Annotated in this window: 14 protein-coding genes; 6 read left to right on the top strand and 8 right to left on the bottom strand. The window is 70.2% G+C overall.

Annotated elements, in window-relative coordinates:
- Positions 1 to 2: 2 nt before the first annotated feature.
- From EV186_RS34865 to kdd, 8 genes are all read right to left on the bottom strand, one after another.
- Positions 3 to 608 (bottom strand): TIGR03086 family metal-binding protein, encoded by a 606-nt coding sequence (locus EV186_RS34865; RefSeq protein ID WP_166659466.1) that lies wholly within the window; start codon positions 606 to 608, stop codon positions 3 to 5.
- Positions 595 to 768 carry a DUF397 domain-containing protein gene (locus EV186_RS34860; protein WP_133853747.1) on the bottom strand — a complete coding sequence of 58 codons (174 nt, stop codon included), beginning with the start codon at positions 766 to 768 and terminating at the stop codon, positions 595 to 597. Before EV186_RS34860 ends, EV186_RS34865 begins: the two co-directional genes overlap by 14 nt.
- Positions 740 to 1630 carry a helix-turn-helix domain-containing protein gene (locus EV186_RS34855; protein ID WP_166659465.1) on the bottom strand — a complete coding sequence of 297 codons (891 nt, stop codon included), beginning with the start codon at positions 1628 to 1630 and terminating at the stop codon, positions 740 to 742. The genes EV186_RS34860 and EV186_RS34855 overlap by 29 nt, the downstream gene beginning before the upstream one ends.
- Positions 1631 to 1733: 103 nt before the next feature.
- Positions 1734 to 2132, bottom strand: coding sequence for a 3-aminobutyryl-CoA ammonia lyase (gene kal, locus EV186_RS34850; protein ID WP_243754453.1), 399 nt, complete (start codon positions 2130 to 2132; stop codon positions 1734 to 1736).
- Positions 2129 to 2881 carry a lysine 5,6-aminomutase subunit beta gene (kamE, locus tag EV186_RS34845; protein ID WP_133853745.1) on the bottom strand — a complete coding sequence of 251 codons (753 nt, stop codon included), beginning with the start codon at positions 2879 to 2881 and terminating at the stop codon, positions 2129 to 2131. Before kamE ends, kal begins: the two co-directional genes overlap by 4 nt.
- Positions 2878 to 4452, bottom strand: a complete 1575-nt coding sequence (gene kamD / locus EV186_RS34840) for a lysine 5,6-aminomutase subunit alpha (RefSeq protein WP_133853744.1) — start codon at positions 4450 to 4452, stop codon at positions 2878 to 2880. The genes kamE and kamD overlap by 4 nt, the downstream gene beginning before the upstream one ends.
- Before the next feature lie 265 nt (positions 4453 to 4717).
- Positions 4718 to 6178, bottom strand: a complete 1461-nt coding sequence (locus tag EV186_RS34835) for an amidohydrolase (RefSeq protein WP_133853814.1) — start codon at positions 6176 to 6178, stop codon at positions 4718 to 4720.
- A 52-nt stretch (positions 6179 to 6230) separates the two neighbouring features.
- Positions 6231 to 7271 carry an L-erythro-3,5-diaminohexanoate dehydrogenase gene (kdd, locus tag EV186_RS34830; protein WP_133853743.1) on the bottom strand — a complete coding sequence of 347 codons (1041 nt, stop codon included), beginning with the start codon at positions 7269 to 7271 and terminating at the stop codon, positions 6231 to 6233.
- A 125-nt stretch (positions 7272 to 7396) separates the two neighbouring features.
- Between kdd and EV186_RS34825 the strand changes: the two genes are divergently transcribed.
- The 6 genes from EV186_RS34825 (at position 7397) to EV186_RS34800 (ending at position 15894) form a co-directional block, all read left to right on the top strand.
- The gene (locus EV186_RS34825) at positions 7397 to 7648 is read left to right on the top strand and encodes a hypothetical protein (protein ID WP_133853742.1); all 252 of its coding nucleotides are present in this window, start codon (positions 7397 to 7399) and stop codon (positions 7646 to 7648) included.
- A gap of 174 nt (positions 7649 to 7822) precedes the next feature.
- Positions 7823 to 9229, top strand: a complete 1407-nt coding sequence (locus EV186_RS34820) for a KamA family radical SAM protein (RefSeq protein ID WP_208115928.1) — start codon at positions 7823 to 7825, stop codon at positions 9227 to 9229.
- A 78-nt stretch (positions 9230 to 9307) separates the two neighbouring features.
- Positions 9308 to 11836 (top strand): ABC transporter permease, encoded by a 2529-nt coding sequence (locus EV186_RS34815; protein ID WP_133853741.1) that lies wholly within the window; start codon positions 9308 to 9310, stop codon positions 11834 to 11836.
- 122 nt (positions 11837 to 11958) lie between these two features.
- Positions 11959 to 14550, top strand: a complete 2592-nt coding sequence (locus EV186_RS34810) for an ABC transporter permease family protein (protein WP_133853740.1) — start codon at positions 11959 to 11961, stop codon at positions 14548 to 14550.
- Positions 14543 to 15244: an ABC transporter ATP-binding protein gene (locus EV186_RS34805; protein ID WP_243754452.1), complete on the top strand. Its 702-nt coding sequence runs from the start codon at positions 14543 to 14545 to the stop codon at positions 15242 to 15244. Before EV186_RS34810 ends, EV186_RS34805 begins: the two co-directional genes overlap by 8 nt.
- A complete protein-coding gene (locus tag EV186_RS34800; RefSeq protein WP_133853739.1) occupies positions 15241 to 15894 on the top strand; it encodes an ABC transporter ATP-binding protein in 654 nt (217 codons plus the stop codon). The genes EV186_RS34805 and EV186_RS34800 overlap by 4 nt, the downstream gene beginning before the upstream one ends.
- The last annotated feature ends 200 nt before the right edge of the window (positions 15895 to 16094 follow it).

Below are 16094 nucleotides of genomic sequence, written 5' to 3'. Positions count from 1 at the left end.
AATCAGGGCGTGCGGCCCATGAGCCGCAGGATCCGTTCCTGCCGAGGCCCCTCGACGGTCGTGGCGGGGCCGAAGAACTTGTGCGTGGAGTCGGGCGCCGTCGGGACCTCGCTGAGCCCCGCGTAGATCGCGTCGAGGTGGTCGTCGATCCACTGGAGTTGTTCCGGGTCAAGGGTTTCGTCGGCGCCGATGGCGCGGGCGAGGTCCCAGGTGTGGATCACGCTGTCGGTGGTGCGGACCGCGAGCGCTTGCGCCGCGGGGATGCGGCCGAGCGGGTAGTCGAGGATCCGGTCGAGCACCCCGGGCCGACCGTAAGCGGCAGCGCACGCGGAGACGGAGGCAGTGAACGCGCCGAGCGGGTCGTCGCCGAGGGCGTCCACGCCGCGGCGGCCCATGAACTCGGCGCCGTCGGCGCCCTCCAGCAGCGGGATGTAGTTGCGGTTGCCTTGCGCCATGTGGTTGACCAGCAAGCGGACGTTCCACTCGGTGCACGGCGTGGGGTCGTCCCACTGGTCGGGGCGGACTTGCCGGAGCAGCTGCTCGAAGGACGCGCCGGCCCGGGTGTAGCGGTCGACGATGCCGTCGAAGGCCGGGTCAGTGTGTGTCACGGACAAAGGACCGCCAGGCCTCAGATGGGAAGACGAGCTGAGGCCCGGCGGAGTTCTTGGAGTCGCGCACGGCGGTCTGGAGCTCGCTCAGCGCAACCTCAACACAGTCGCTGCTAGCCCCACCGCTATAGCTACTCTTCCTCCATTCGGTGGAGTGCATGAGTGCTCCCTCGGTCGTACTCGTCCGCCAGGGCGGCGACGAACGACCGAGATTCTTCCACGCTCTTCGCGATCTTGGCGAGGTGAGCCACTAGGTCGCGGTATGGCGCGACGTAATCGCTCTCCTCCAGCCAGAAGGACGTTGCAATGAAGTTGTTCAGGTAAACGAGCGGCTCGTGTTCCTCGAACTCAAAGAGCTTGAAGGCTCCGCACAAGGCGGGGTCCGCGCCGACCGAGGCGGGAACCACGCGAATCTCGACATTGGGCGTGGAGCTGTGGAATGCCAGCGCGAGCATCTGCTCGTGCATGATGTCCGGTCCGCCAACCATCGCCCGAAGCGCGTTTTCATGGATGTAGAAGACGAAGTGGCCGCCTTGGCGGCCAAGCACCTCCTGGCGCTCAAGCCTGATCTGCACGCCTGCTTCGATGTCGGCCTTCGTCCGAGTGGCTTCGCTGCTGATCAGCTTGTGCGCGTAGCGGTCGATCTGCAGCAAGCCCGGCACAAGCTGAGACTCGTAGCAACTCGACAAAGTCGAGGTCGACTCGTGGTAGATCAGCGAACTCAGCGCATCGGGCAGCTGAGCGCCGTGGTCGCTCAACCAGAAGCCACTGTTGCCCTTCGCCTGGCGGCACAAGGTGATCAGCGGCACCGCTTGTTCATAAGGGACTCGAAGAACGCCCAGGTACCAAGTCACATCCGAGATGTCGATGTGAATCTGCCCGGTCTCGACCCGAGACACCTTGGTCGGGTCCCACCCCGTCCTGGACGCGACCTGGCGCCCGGTGAACCCCGCTGCTACCCGCAGCCTCCGCATTTCCGCGCCCAGTTCCCGGTAACCGGCCGACGCGCTCTTCCGACCCATGCCTCCCAAGCTAGAGCGACCTGCAGGGCTCTGCATAGTTCTGCAGGCCGATACCACCCCAAAGGATCACAGGTTGGCACCGGCGCAACTCCCTACCCAGCGCCTACTCGGCGGCCACCGGCACGACCACGGTCCCGCTCGCGCGCGTCACCAAAATGGGCTCCGGCAACACATCCGCCGACGACGCGCCCCGGCTCGGCGCCGCGCGGCACACCACGTGGGCCTCGAACTCGATCCCGCGCGAGCGATTGCCGATGCGCACGAGCTTCGCCGTCGCCTCCATGACGTCGCCGGCCTGCACGGGCGCGAGGAACTCCACCGACGAGTACCCGGCGAACAGGCCCTCGTCGCCGTCGGTCCGGATGCACAGCTCCGTCGCCACGTCGCCGAACATTCCCAGGCTGTATGCCCCATCGACGAGGTTCCCGCCGTAATGCGCGTGGCTGTACGGCACATAGCGCCGGTGCGTCACCGTGAAACCTTCGACCAAAGCGCTTGTCACGCCGCCACCATCGCCTTCTTCTCCTTGATCGCGTGCACCAGGTAACTCGCCACCTCACCGGGCGTCGTCCCGCGGCTGAACACCCGGTCCACCCCCAACTCCCCCGCCATCAGCGGGTCGAACCGAGGGCCGCCCGCGATCAGCAACGGCTTCGCGTCGCCCATCGCCTCGCGGAAGGCGGCCGACATCTCCTGCGTGTTGAGGATGTGCGCGTCGCGCTGGGTCACCACCTGCGAGACCAGCACGGCGTCCGCCTTCTCCGAGCGCGCGCGCTTGACCAGCTCGGGCACCGAGACCTGGGCGCCGAGGTTCACCACGCGCAACTCCCGGTAGTACTCCAGGCCCTTCTCGCCCGCGAAGCCCTTGATGTTCAGGATCGCGTCGATGCCGACCGTGTGCGCGTCGGTCCCGATGCAGCCGCCGACGACGACCAGCTTGCGGCGCAACAACTTCTTGACCGTCGAGTTCACCTCGGTGGGCGGCAGCAGCGGGTACTCGCGCTCGACGACCTTGACCTTTTCCAGGTCCACCACGTGGTTGACCGAGCCGTAGACCACGAAGAACGTGAAGTCCGGGCCCATGGGCTTGGAGTGCACGACCATCGCCGGGTCGATGCCCATCTTGTTGGCCAGCTGCTGGGCCGCGCCGTCCGCGCGCGGACCGTGCGGGATGGGCAAGGTGAACGACACCTGCACCATGCCGTCGCCCGTGGTGTCGCCGTAAGGCCGGACAACCCTCTTCTCAGTCACTTGGTCGCCCCTTCGTCCAGCAGGTCGCTCGCGGGATTGGCGTAGCCCTCGGCCTTCTCGACCACGCCGTCGGTGCCCTTGCCCTTGTCGGCGGGGCGCTTCATCAGGCCGAACGTGCCGTCGGCGATGGCGTTCAACAACCCGTCGTCGACGATGCGCTCCAGGAGGTCGACGGCTTCGCCCAGCACCTGGTGCGCGCGCTTGACGATGAACCCGTCGGGTGCGGGCCGGAAGTCCTCGCGCAGCCCGCCGGCCGCGTTCAGCACGTAGCGCACGTTCTCCACGGCGAGGTCGCGGTCGGACAGGAACGGCGTGACCACGGCCTCGGTCATCATGCCCACCAACAGGATCGACTGTCCAGTGAGGACACCCGCGAGGTTGAAGAAGCCGTCGAGCAGGTAGCCGTTGAAGACGTCGCCGGTCATGTGCTTGGTCGGCGGCATCCACTTGAGCGGCGCGTCGGGGAAGAGTTCGCGCGCCAGCAAGGCGTGGGCCAGCTCCATCCGGAACGACTCGGGCACCTTGGGGTTGATCTCGAAGGCGTGGCCGAGGCCGAGCAGCTCGTCGGGCAGCCCCGCCTCGTGGGCGAAGTGCTCGTTCAGCAACTGCGACACCGTGACGGTGTGGGCCGCGTCGACCGCGTCGGCCGTGGTGAGGTAGTTGTCCTCACCGGTGTTGATGATGATGCCGGCGCGGGCGTGGACCTGGCGCGAGAAGCGTTGGTCCACAAAGGTCCGGATCGGGTTGATGTCGCGGAAGAGGATGCCGTACATGGAGTCGTTCAGCATCATGTCCAGGCGTTCGAGCCCGCCCAGCACCGCGATCTCCGGCATGCAGAGCCCGGAAGCGTAGTTGGTGACCCGGATGTAGCGACCGACCTCTTTGGACACCTCGTCCATGGCGGCGCGCATGATGCGGAAGTTCTCTTGCGTGGCATAGGTTCCGGCGAACCCGTGGTGGGTGGCGCCCTCCGGCACGTAGTCCAGGAGGGACTGACCGGTGGAGCGGATCACGGCGATGATGTCGGCGCCGGCGCGGGCGGCGTTGGCGGCCTGGACGACGTCCTCGTCGATGTCGCCGGTGGCCACGATGAGGTAGATCCACGGGCGTTGCGGCGGGTCGCCGATCTTGGCGACCATCTTGTCGCGGGTCGCCCGGTTGCGGTCGACGGCCCGCATGCCGCGGGCGATGGCCGTGCGGGCGGCCTTCTCGGCGCGGGCGAAGTCCTTGGCGCCGGGCACCGTGAACTGGATCTGGCCGGCGGCCGTGGCCTCGGCGAGTTCGGTGAGCGTGCCGAGGTTGTGCTCGCGCAAGGCGTGGAAGACCGGGACGGCGGCGCCGTGTTCCAGGCCGCAGTGCTCGCGCACGGTGTCGACGACCCGGTTCACCCAGGGCACATCCCCCGCGCGATGGGTCGTGTCGGCCCCCGTGATGCCGGCGAGCCGCAACGTCGCCCGCTCGACGGCGACCGTCGTGTGCGCGCGGGCGATCGAGACGACCGGCTCGGCCGCCTTGGCCGCGAGCTTGCGTGCCGTGCGGACGACCTTCGGATCGAGGTCAAGCAGCGCCATCAGAGCCTTCCGTTCGTCGTCTCATCGCGTGTCCCCTCTTCCCACCCGGTGTGTCCCCTCTTCCAGCCGGGTGTGTCCCCTCTTCCAGCCGGGTGTGTCCCACGGTCGCGCACCCCGTGTCCCACACTCGCGCACTGCGTGTTCCGCATCGAGCGCACCAGCGTGTGGGACACCCAGCCGGAACGTGGGACACACCCGACGCGACTGTGGGACACACCCGGTCGGAACGGGGGACACACCCGGCTTGAGTGTGGGACACGCCCGGTCATTCGAGGGCTCGCTGGTGGAGAGTGTGGCCATTGTGGACGGTGCGCAGGCACGTTGGCAGCTCCGCACCCGGGTCCAGGCGGGGTAGGCCGTCGACCAGGTCGCCCGTCTCCCACACCGCATAGGTTGCCGGTGCGCCAACAGCAAGAGTCCCGCCGGTCATGCCCGCGGCATGCCAGCCGCCTTGGGTGTGGGCGGCGAAAGCCGCAGCCGGACTCACGCCCTGCCCAGGAGTCTTGTGGTGCACGGCCGCCTGCACGGCGCGCCACGGGTCATGCGCCGTCACCGGCGTGTCCGAGCCGAACGCCAGCACCATGCCCGCCGCCTCCAACGTCGCGAAGGGGTTCAGCGAACTCCCCCGGTCCGGCCCGAGGCGCTGCGCGTACATCCCCTCGCGGCCACCCCACTCCGCGTCGAACAACGGCTGCACCGACGCGACCACGCCCCACTCCGCGAGCTGCGCCGCTTGCTCGGCCGTCACCATCTCCAGGTGTTCGAGCCGGTGCCGGGCCGCGGCCAGCGCGTTGGCGCCCACCGCCCGCTCGGCCAGGGCGAACCCGGCCACCACCTCGGCCACCCCGGCATCGCCGATCACGTGGAAGCCCGCCTGCACCCCGGCCTGCGTGCACGTGGTGACGTGCCCCGCGATGGCCGCGCGATCCAGGTACAACGCACCGCAGCTGTCCGGCTGGTCGGCGTAGGGCAACCCCACCGCGGCCGTGCGCGAGCCGAGCGCGCCGTCGACGAACAGGTCGCCGCCGAGCCCGTGCGCCGGACCGAGCCGCCCGCCGAGTTCGCCCCAGTAACCGACGACCTGCGGCAGGTCGTCGGCCTCGGCCAACGCCAGCAACGCACCCAGGTCTTCCCGGCCCGAGATGTCCGGGCCCGCGCACTCGTGCACACACGCGACCCCGTGCGCGGCCGCGTCCCGCAGGAACGCCAGTTGCGCCTCGGCCCGTTGCGAAGCGCTGATCATCTCCTGCGCGGCCCCGCGCACGGCGTGGTGCGCGGCGCGGCTGAGCGGCTGGGTCGCCGACCAGCCCTCCCGCCGCCGCGCCTGCGGCGCCCGCTCGACGAGTGCCGTCGTCACCAACGCCGAGTGAACGTCCACTCTGGACAGGTAAACCGGCGTGCCCGGGGCGACCGCGTCCAGCTCGTCACGCGTCGGCGGGCGGCGCTCCGGCCACCGGCTCTCATCCCACCCGTGCCCCCACACCGGCATATCCGGGTGCGCCTTGACCCAGTCCATCAGCGCGGTCAGGCAGTCGGTCACCGACGCGCACCCGCTCAGGTCCAGCCCGGCCAGCTGCACCCCGGCCGACGTCGCGTGCACGTGCGCGTCGACGAACGCGGGGGCGACGAACGCGCCACCGAGGTCGACGTGCGACGCGTCCGGGAAGGCCGCACGGCCGGACGCGTCGTCGCCGAGCCAGGCGATGACGCCGTCGCGGGTCGCCATCGCCGTGGCGTCCGAGCCGTGGATGCGGGCCGCGGTGAGAAGAGTCGTCACGTCAGGAGTCTGCCGCCGCTGGTTCCCTGGCTTCGAACAGGGCTCGCACACCGGCTTCGGTGCGCACGAGGTCGAGCGCGTAGTCGGCGTGCCCCGGCACGAAACCGTTGCCCACCAGCATCTCCACGTCGGCGGCCAGGCCCTCGGCGCCGAGCGCGGCCGCCGCGAACGACGTGGCCATGGAGAAGAAGATGACGGTGCCGCCGTCGGCCGTGGCCAGCACCGCGCCGTGCTCGCAGCCCGGCACGTCCACGCATACCACGGTCACGTCGGCCTGCTTGCCCACCGCGTTGGCCACCTCGACCGGGTTGCGGGCGTCGGCGATGACGATCTCGTCGGCCAGCCCCGCTTCCCGCACGGCGTCGGCCTCACGCTGGAACGGCACCAAGGCCACCAGCTCCCCCGCGCCGGCGCGCCGGGCCGCGGCCAGCGACAGCGAACCGGACTTCCCGCCACCGCCCAGCACGCACACCCGCGGGGCACGACCGAGTTCGGCGTGCTTGCGCCGGACGACCCGCGCGGTGAGCGCGGGCGCGCCGCACACGTCGAGCACCGACAGCGCGAGGCCGTCGGGCAGGTCGCCCGGCAGCTTCGCGGCGATCGAGCGGCCGAAGAGCACCGCGGTGCCCGCGCACGGCACCTGCTCGCTCGTGCCGTCCCAGTTCGCCAGCCCGTCGGTGATCCGCAACGGCGTGAGGGTCAGCGACACCAGCGTGGCGATCCGGTCGCCCACCGCCAGCCCGAGCGGCGAGTCCGGGCCGACCGCCCGCACCGTGCCGAGCAGCATGCCGCCGGAGCCGGTCACCGGGTTCTGCATCTTGCCGCGCTCGGCGACGATGCCCAGCACGGCCGCACGGACCGCGGCGCCGTCGCCGTGTTCCTCCCTGAGCTGGCGGAACGAGGCCGCGTCGAGGTTCAAGCGCTCCACGTCGACGACCACTTCGTCGGCGCCCGGCGTCGGGTCGGGGTCGAGGCGCCACGCCTGCTGCGGCAACACGCCCTCGGGCTCGCGGACGCGGTGCAGGCCATAAGGGGAGGTCATCGGCAGCTCCTCGGACTCGACGATCGGACCCCTCGGATACCGACTGTCAGCGGGTTGATAGCGGTCAAATGGGCGGATACGTTGCCAAGACCGGGTCCCACCGCCCTGGAACTGGGAGTGATCGCATGCGACCCGACCGACTGGTCGGCAGAACGCTGGCCGTGCTCGCCTTGACCGCGACCGTGTTGCTCGGCGGCGCGGGTGCCGCGTTCGCCGTGGACTACGGGCAGACCGGCGACGGCAGCGGCGGTGCCGGCGGCCTCGCGTGGACCGGCGCCGCGGCCATCCTGCCACTGTCCGTGATCGGCAGCGCGCTGGTCGTGCTCGGCGTCTGCCTGGTCATCGTCATGCGCAGGCGGGCCGGCGAACGGGACTGACACCGCACCAACCTCCCACAGGCGGACGCGATCGTCGCGTCCGCCTGTGGTGTTACAGGGGGTGTCGAGGTTAAGCAAGTTCATGCTCTAGCGTTCCTCATGGCCGGAAGATTTACGCTACGGTGACGCACAGGGACAATATCTTTGCGTCGTCGGGACGGGCAAGGAGCCAGCATGACCACCGTGGAAGACCGGTCGACCATCGACACGGCCATGACACCTGAGTCCAGCAACCAGCCCTACTTGTATGCACGCAAGGAGCTGGTCGAGCCGGACTGGCGCCGGTTCCCCGGCTGGCGGGAGATCACCGACGCGCAGTGGCGTGACGCACAGTGGCAGCGGGTGCACTGCGTGAAGAACGTCAAGCAGCTGCGCGCGGTCGTCGGCGACTTGCTCGACGAGTCGTTCTACGACGACCTGGTCGCCGACCAGGAGCAGCTGGCGACGATGTCGATGCTGCTGCCCCCGCAGATGCTGAACACCATGGCCGCGGGTGCCGACCTGACCACGGAGTCCTTCACCAAGGCCTTCTACGCGGACCCGGTCCGCCGGTACATGCTGCCGGTCCGCAGCGACCGCCAGGTGGAGTGGCCGTCGCACCCGCACTCGTCGCGGGACTCGCTGCACGAAGCGGAGATGTGGGTCGTCGAGGGGTTGACCCACCGGTATCCGACCAAGGTGCTGGCCGAGTTGTTGTCGACGTGCCCGCAGTACTGCGGTCACTGCACCCGGATGGACCTGGTCGGGAACTCGACGTCGCAGGTCGACAAGCACAAGCTGACGCTCAAGCCGGTCGACCGGCAGGAGCAGATGATCGACTACCTGAAGAAGACCCCCGGCGTGCGCGACGTCGTGGTGTCCGGCGGCGATGTGGCGAACGTCCCGTGGCACCAGCTCGAGGCGTTCCTGATGAAGCTGATGGACATCTCGTCCGTGCGCGACATCCGCCTCGCCACCAAGGCGCTGGCCGGGATGCCGCAGCACTGGTTGCAGCCCAAGGTCGTCGAGGGGCTGGAGCGGGTCGCGCGCACCGCGCACCGGCGCGGGGTGAACCTCGCCATCCACACCCACGTGAACCACGCGCAGTCGGTGACGCCGCTGGTCGCCGAGGCCGCGCGGACCGCGCTCGAGGTCGGCGTGCGCGACGTGCGCAACCAGGGTGTGCTGATGAAGGGCGTCAACGCGACGCCGTCGGACCTGCTCGACCTGTGCTTCGCCTTGCAGGGCGAGGCAAACATCCTCCCGTATTACTTCTACATGTGCGACATGATCCCCAATGCCGAGCACTGGCGGGTCGCCGTGTGGGAGGCGCAGCAACTGCAGCACGCGATCATGGGATATCTGCCCGGCTACGCGACGCCGCGCATTGTCTGCGATGTTCCTTATGTCGGGAAGCGCTGGGTCCATCAGGTCGCCGAATATGACCGGGAACTCGGCATCTCCTACTGGACCAAGAACTACCGCACCGGGATCGAGCTCAAGGACCCGGAGGCGCTGGAGCGCCGCTACCCGTACTACGACCCGATTTCCACGCTCCCCGACGCCGGCAAGAAGTGGTGGAGCGAGCACCAGGACGACTGATCGCGCGGAGATTGCGAAACCGTTGCGAGTGACGCAGTCGTCCGATGATCGACTGCGTGGCCGTTAGCCTCCGGCGGCATGCAGTTGCCGTGGAAACGCGCCCCGCGGGCCGCGCTGTCCGGTCCGCTCACGGTGCTCGTGACGATGGTCGCGGCCGTGGTGTTGAGCTTCGTCGCGGCAGCGGCCGTTCTGCACACCGAATCGGCCGCTGGCGCGGCGGTCGCCTACCAGGAATCGCGGCTGTGCCAGCAAAGCCTCGCGACCGGCTACGAGATGCGCGGCGCCGAGTTCACGAGCGTGAAGTCGATGCTGGACACCGCCCACGACGAAGGTGCGAAGAACGGCTTCACCGACACGATCCGCGCGGTCTACGCGCCGCTGGGCCGTGTCGACTACCACGGGATCGCGCCGTACGCCCGGTTCGGCTACCGCGACGGTGCCTTCGACAACCTCAAGGTGCTGCAGGGCGGCGGGCGGGACGGCCTGTGGGTGCCCGCCAGCTTCGCGCAGACGGCGCACGTCAAGCTCGGTGATCGCGGTCTCGGCGGCCAACTGCCGCCCGTCACCGCGATCTACCAGGACATCAGCGACTCGGCCACGCCCGAGTTCTGGTGCACCGAACGGCCGGTGGTGATCGTCCCCCCGCTCAGCGGCGACGGCACGGGCCCGGTCATCTTCACACCGTCGATCGACACCTTGCACCACCTCGTCAGCGAGGACACCCTGCTGACCGCAACCGCCCGCTACCCGGTGCGGCCGGCCCCGGGCACGCTCGCGCAGGCGCGGGACCTGCTGACGCGGAGCAAGCACGCGTCCAGGATCGTCGTCGCCCAGTTCGGCAACGCGAGCTTCACCGCGACCGATGCGTTCGACCGTCCCGTCGTGGTCGCCGAGCAGGCCCAGCAGAAGGTGCGGGACTCGACGCTCCCGCTGATCGCGATCAGCCTCCTGGTCGGCCTCGTCGGCCTCGCCGCCGTCGCCGTCCAGTGGTGCCAGCGCAGGCACACCGAACTGCGCCTGCTGTGGACGCGTGGCGCCGGGTTGCCGGCGCTCGGCGGCCGGGCCGCGCTGGAGCTTGCCGCGCCGCTGGTGCTCGGCGGCGCCCTCGGGTTGCTGCTCGCGGACCTGCTGCGCGGCTGGTACGCGCCCGCGGGCGCACTTCCCGATGGCAGTCACCGGTGGGCGGCGCTGCTCGTGGCCGGGATCGTGATCGCCGGGCTGCTCGTCATCACCCTCACCGTGGCGCTGCGCTGCCGGGGCGTGTTCGACGCCACGCGGCGTGGTGCGGCCCGCCGGCTCGCCCGGTTGCCGCGGTACGTGCCGTGGGAGCTGATCACCGCGGCGCTCGCGTTCCTGTCGTGGCGGCGGATGGTGCCGCGGCCGACGTCGCCGCCGCAGGGTCACGTGCTCATCGAGGCCGACCCGGCCGGGCTGGCGTTCCCGTTGCTGGTGGTGCTGACCGCGGCCCTCGTCGCGGCCCGGCTCGCGCGGCTCGGGCTGGCGCTCGCGCACCGCGCCCGGTGGCGGTGGACGGCCGGTCACCTGGCCCTGCGCAGGCTCGCCGCCGCGCGCGGCGCCGCGGTGGGCGTCCTGGTCGTCGGCATCCTCGCGGTCGGCACGCTGACCGTCGGGTCCGGCATCGCGGGCGCGCAACAGGACGGCCTGAACAGCAAGGCGGGCATGTTGGTCGGCGCGAACTCGACGGTGCGGGTCTCGGCGGACACGGGCGTCGATCCGGCGAGGCTGCCCGCGAACACCACCATCGTCGGGATCTCCGACGAGCCCGGGCGGACCCTGCTCGTGATCGATCCGGCGACGTTCACCCAGCAGGCAGCGCTCGACGTCCAGGCCGCGGACCAGCTGAGGGGGACGCTGAAAGCGTTGCAGGAAGGGGATTCCCGGCGCGCGTTGCGGGTGAACCGGTCCTTGGCGGGACCGCAGGTGCCGATCACCTTCCAGGACAACGTCGCCACGGTCGCCTACACCGCGTCGTTCCCGTACATCGGCACCCGGCCCGGCTATGTCGTGCCGCGCACCGCGGTGAAGGACCTGCGCGAGATCGGGCGCTGGGAGGTGTGGTCCTCGCGGCCCGCGGCGCAGTTGAGCCAGGAACTCGACGCGGCGGGCATCGCGCACTACTCGGCGCGCACGGCGGACACGGCCCTGGACGGGTTGCCGTTCCTGACCGTGACGTGGACGTTCACCTTCGTCGCGGCTCTCGGTCTCGTGTTGGCCGTCGTGGCGGCGGTGGCGCTGGTGCTGGCGGTGGAGGTGCGACGGCGGCAGAACGCGCTGTCGGGGGCGCTGGCCGTGCGGATGGGCTTGTCCCGGCGGACGTTGGTGGCGAGCCACGGGCTGGAACTGGGGGTGCTGGCGGTGCTGGCCACCACCACCGGGCTGGCGACCGGGCTGATCACCACCGGGGTGTCGTTGCCGTTGTTCGACCCGGCGCCGTGGCTGCGGCCGATCACGTCGATCCCGCACATGCTGCCGACGGTGCTGACGATCTACGCGGTGACCGCGTGCGTGGTCGGATTGGTGTGCTGGACGGCGGTGCGCTCGGTGCGCGGCGCCCGCATCGGTGAGCTGATCCGCGTCACCACATAACGTGATCGCGTGATCAGCGCGCGTGAGATTTTCCCGGAAATGGCGATCGTTAGTTTCGGAACGGTTTCTATATAGCCAAAGTCATCCGATGACCGGTCGAGGCGCCGCTAGGGTCCGCAGCCATGCAGTTGCCTTGGAGACGCGCGCCACGAGCGGCGTTGTCGAGCCCGCTCACGGTGCTCGTCACCGTCGTCGCCTCGCTGTTGCTGAGCTTCGTGGCCGGTGCGGCCGTGCTGCACGCGTCGTCGGCCGGCAGCGCGGCGATCTCCTACCAGGTGGGCCGCAACTGCGAACAGAACATGGCGCCCACGTTCCGCCTGCAGCGGATGACCTACCCCGAGACCTCCCGTCTGCTGGACACCGCACGCACCGAAGGCCGCAACTTCGGCTTCGACCACCAGGTCGCCTCGGTCTACACCGGGGTCGGCTACGTCGACTTCAACGGCATCCACCCTTATGGCCGCATCGGGTACCGCGACGGCGCCTATGACCACCTGACGGTGCTGCAGGGCGGTGACCGCAACGGGACCTGGGTGCCCGAGAGCTTCGCCAAGTCCGCGCACGTCAAGCTGGGCGATCGCGGCATGTACGGCACGCTCCCCCCGGTCACCGCCATCTACCAGGACATCACCGACACCTCCTCCGGCTTCTGGTGCACCGAGAAGGAGGAGGTCACGGTCAACGCGCTCGCCGGTGAGGGGCGCAGCGCGGCCGTGATCTTCGTGCCCAGGCTGAGCGACCTCGCGAAGATCGACGTGCCGGTGGCCACCGTAGGCACGGCGCCGCCGAAGGTGCCACTGACCGACGACACCCCGGCGTTCCTCACCGTGGTCCACTACCAGCTCTCCCCTGTGCCGGACACCGTCGCCGCCGCCGGCGACGCGACCGGCCGCGGTCAGCAGCTGATCGACCGGATGAAGACGGTGTACGTCCCGACGAACACGACCTACTACGACAGCAGGACCCTGAACTACGGCAACTACTTCGCCAAGTCCGTCGAGGTGGCCAAGGAGTCGCAGACCAAGGTGCGGGCCTCGACGTTGCCGCTGACCATCATCAGCCTCATCGTCGGCCTGATCGGGCTCGCCGCCGTCGCCGTGCAGTGGTGCCAGCGCCGTCAGGCCGAGTTGCGGCTGCTGTGGTCGCGCGGCTCAGGGCCGGTCGCGCTCGGCGGCCGCTCGGTGCTCGAACTCGCCGTGCCGCTGATGCTGGGCAGCGCACTCGGCACGGGAGCGGCATTGTTGCTGCGATCCTGGTACGCCCCACCGGGTGCGCTGCCCGACGGCACCATCCCGCTGACCATCGCGCTGGTCCTGGCCATCACCGTGGCCGGGCTGGTCGTGCTCGGGCTGACCACCGCGTTGCGCACCCGGCAGTTGTTCCAGGGCAAGGGTTCGACGACCCGGCTCGGCAAGGTGCTGCGGTTCGTGCCGTGGGAGCTGATCACCGCGGTGCTCGCGTTCCTGGCGTGGCTGCGGCTGGACAGCCGGCCGCAGACGCCGCGGCCCGGCAGCGCGCTGATCGAAACCGACGCGACCGGCCTCGCGTTCCCGTTGCTCGTCGTGGTGACGGTCGCGCTCCTGCTGACCCGGCTCACCCGCTGGGGCCTTGCGTTGTCGCACAAGCGAAGCATGTGGCGCTGGCCCGCCGGGCACCTGGCCATGCGCCGGCTCGCCGCCGCGACCGGCTCGGCCATCGGCATCCTGCTGGTCGGCATCCTCGCGGTGGGCACGCTCACCGTCGGCTCCGGCATCGCCGATGCGCAGCAGCAGGCGCTGGAGACCAAGTCCGGCCTGCTGGTCGGCGCGAACTCCTCGGTCAACATTGCCGCCGAGACCGGCCGGGACCCGAGCACGCTGCCCAAGGACGTGGCCGAGCACAGCACGGTCGTCGGGCTGCTGCAGGAACCGCAGCGCACTGTCCTGGTCGTCGACCCGGCCACGTTCACGCAGGGCGCCTGGCTCGGCGACCGCGACGCGGGCGAGGTCCAGCGCATGCTCGCGAGCCTGGGCCCGGGGCAGGCCATCCGCAACGCGCACGCACCGGCCGGGACCATCGACATCCCCTACGCCGGGAAGGTCCAGACCACCGCGAGCGTCGGGTCGTTCCCGTTCCTGGGCACCAAGACCGGCTACATCATGACCCGCTCGGCCGTGCCCGACATCCACGACCTGGTCAGCTTCCAGCTGTGGTCGAGCCTGCCGCTGGACCGGCTGAACGCGGACCTGGACCAGGCCGGGATCCCGCACTACTACTCGCAAACGGTGACCAAGGCGCTGGACGGGCTGCCGTTCCTGACCGTCACGTGGACGTTCACGTTCGTCGCCGCACTGGGCATGGTGCTCGCCGTGGTCGCGGCCGTCGCCCTGGTGCTGGCGGTCGAGGTGCGGCGCAGGCAGAACGCGGTGTCCGGCGCGCTCGCCACCCGGATGGGCCTGCGGCGCCGGACGTTGACGGCGAGCCACGTGCTGGAGCTGGGCACGCTGGCCGGACTGTCCACAACGGCCGGTTGCGCGGCCGGGTTGATCACCACCGGCGTGTCGGTGCCGTTGTTCGATCCGGCGCCGTGGCTGCGGCCCGTCGCGTCCATCCCCGACATGGCACCGCTCGTGCTGGTCATCTACCTGGTCACCGCCGCGGTCGTGGCGATGGTCAGCTGGACCGCGGTGCGCTCGGTGCGCACCGCCCACGTGGGAGAGCTGATCCGTGGCTGAAGACCTGTTCACCGACGAGTTCCTCGAGCCGACGTCCGACGCCCTGTACCGGCTGAGCGGCGTGCAGGTTGACTACCGCACGCCCGCCGGCGTCGTCACGGCGATCCAAGGCATCACCGTGGACATCGCGGCCGGCGGCATCACGTGCCTGGCCGGACCGTCCGGGTCGGGCAAGTCCACGATGCTGCGAGTGCTCGGCCTGATCGACCGTCCGACCGCGGGCAAGGTGTGGTTCCGGGGCACCGAGGTCGGCGGGCTCGGGCAACGCAAACGCCGTGCGTTGCGGCGCACCGACCTGGCCACGGTGTTCCAGGCGCCGACCGACAACCTGCTCGACCACCTCTCGGTCGGCGCGAACCTCAAGGCGGCGGCGCAGGCCGCCGGGCAGCCCGACCGGACCCAGGAAGTGTTGGAACAGCTGGGTTTGCCGGGGACGGCGGACTGGCGGATCACCGCGTTGTCCGGTGGGCAGCAGCAGCGGCTGGCCTTCGGGTGCGGGCTGGCCAAGGGTGCCTCGGTGATCCTGGCCGACGAGCCGACGTCCCAATTGGACAGTGCGTCGGCCGACCTCGTCCTGGAGACGATCACCGCACTGGGCCGCTCGGGCATCACCATCGTGGTGGCGTCGCACGACGACCGCCTGATGCCGCTGGCCGACCGGATCATCCGCCTGCACAACGGGGAGCTCGAATGACCGTCACGGCCAGCGGGGTGACCCGCACCTTCCAGCACGACAACGGCCCGGTCGAAGTCCTGCGCGGGGTCGACCTCTCGGTGTCGCCTGGGGAGTTCGTGACCGTTTCCGGGCGGTCCGGGTCCGGCAAGAGCGCGCTGTTCTCCATCCTGTGCGGGTTCGACCAGCCGGACTCGGGTTCGGTGCTGATCTGCGGAGAGCCGGTCGTGTCGCCGCCGCCGTGGCAGCGGTGCGCGGTGCTGCCGCAGGCGTTGGGCCTGGCCGGCGAGCTGACCGTGGCGGAGAACGTGGCCCTGCCGTTGCGGCTGAACCGGCCGCGCCCGTCGGAGGCCGCGGTGACCGACCGCGTCGCGGATCTGTTGGGGCGCCTGGGCATCGGCACCCTCGGCGACCGGTATCCCAACGAGATCTCCTACGGCCAGCAGCAGCGCGCGGCGCTGGCCCGGGCGTTGTCGGGCGGACCGGCCGTGTTGCTGGCCGACGAGCCCACCGCGCACCTGGACCACGACAGCATCGGCCCGGTGCTGCGCCTGCTGCGTGACGCCGCCGAGGAAGGCGCCACGGTGCTGGTGGCCACCCACCACGACGAGGTGCACGAACGCGCGGACCGCACGCTTGCGTTGGCGGGCGGTCGGATCGTGGCGGCCTGATCTCAGCGGGCGTGTCCCCCACTCCGGCTGGGTGTGTCCCCCACTTAGGTCGGGTGTGTCCCACACTCAGGCCAACCCAGGTGTGGAACACACCCCGCGCGACCGTGGGACTCACCCCACGCGACTGTGGGACACACCCCGCGCGACTGTGGGACACACCCGGGTTCGGCGGGGATGGGCATCAGGACTTGGCGGCCACC

The sequence above is a fragment of the Labedaea rhizosphaerae genome (assembly GCF_004362825.1).
GTDB classification, from domain to species: Bacteria; Actinomycetota; Actinomycetes; order Mycobacteriales; family Pseudonocardiaceae; genus Labedaea; species Labedaea rhizosphaerae.
This window is presented reverse-complemented; position numbering and strand designations above follow the sequence as displayed.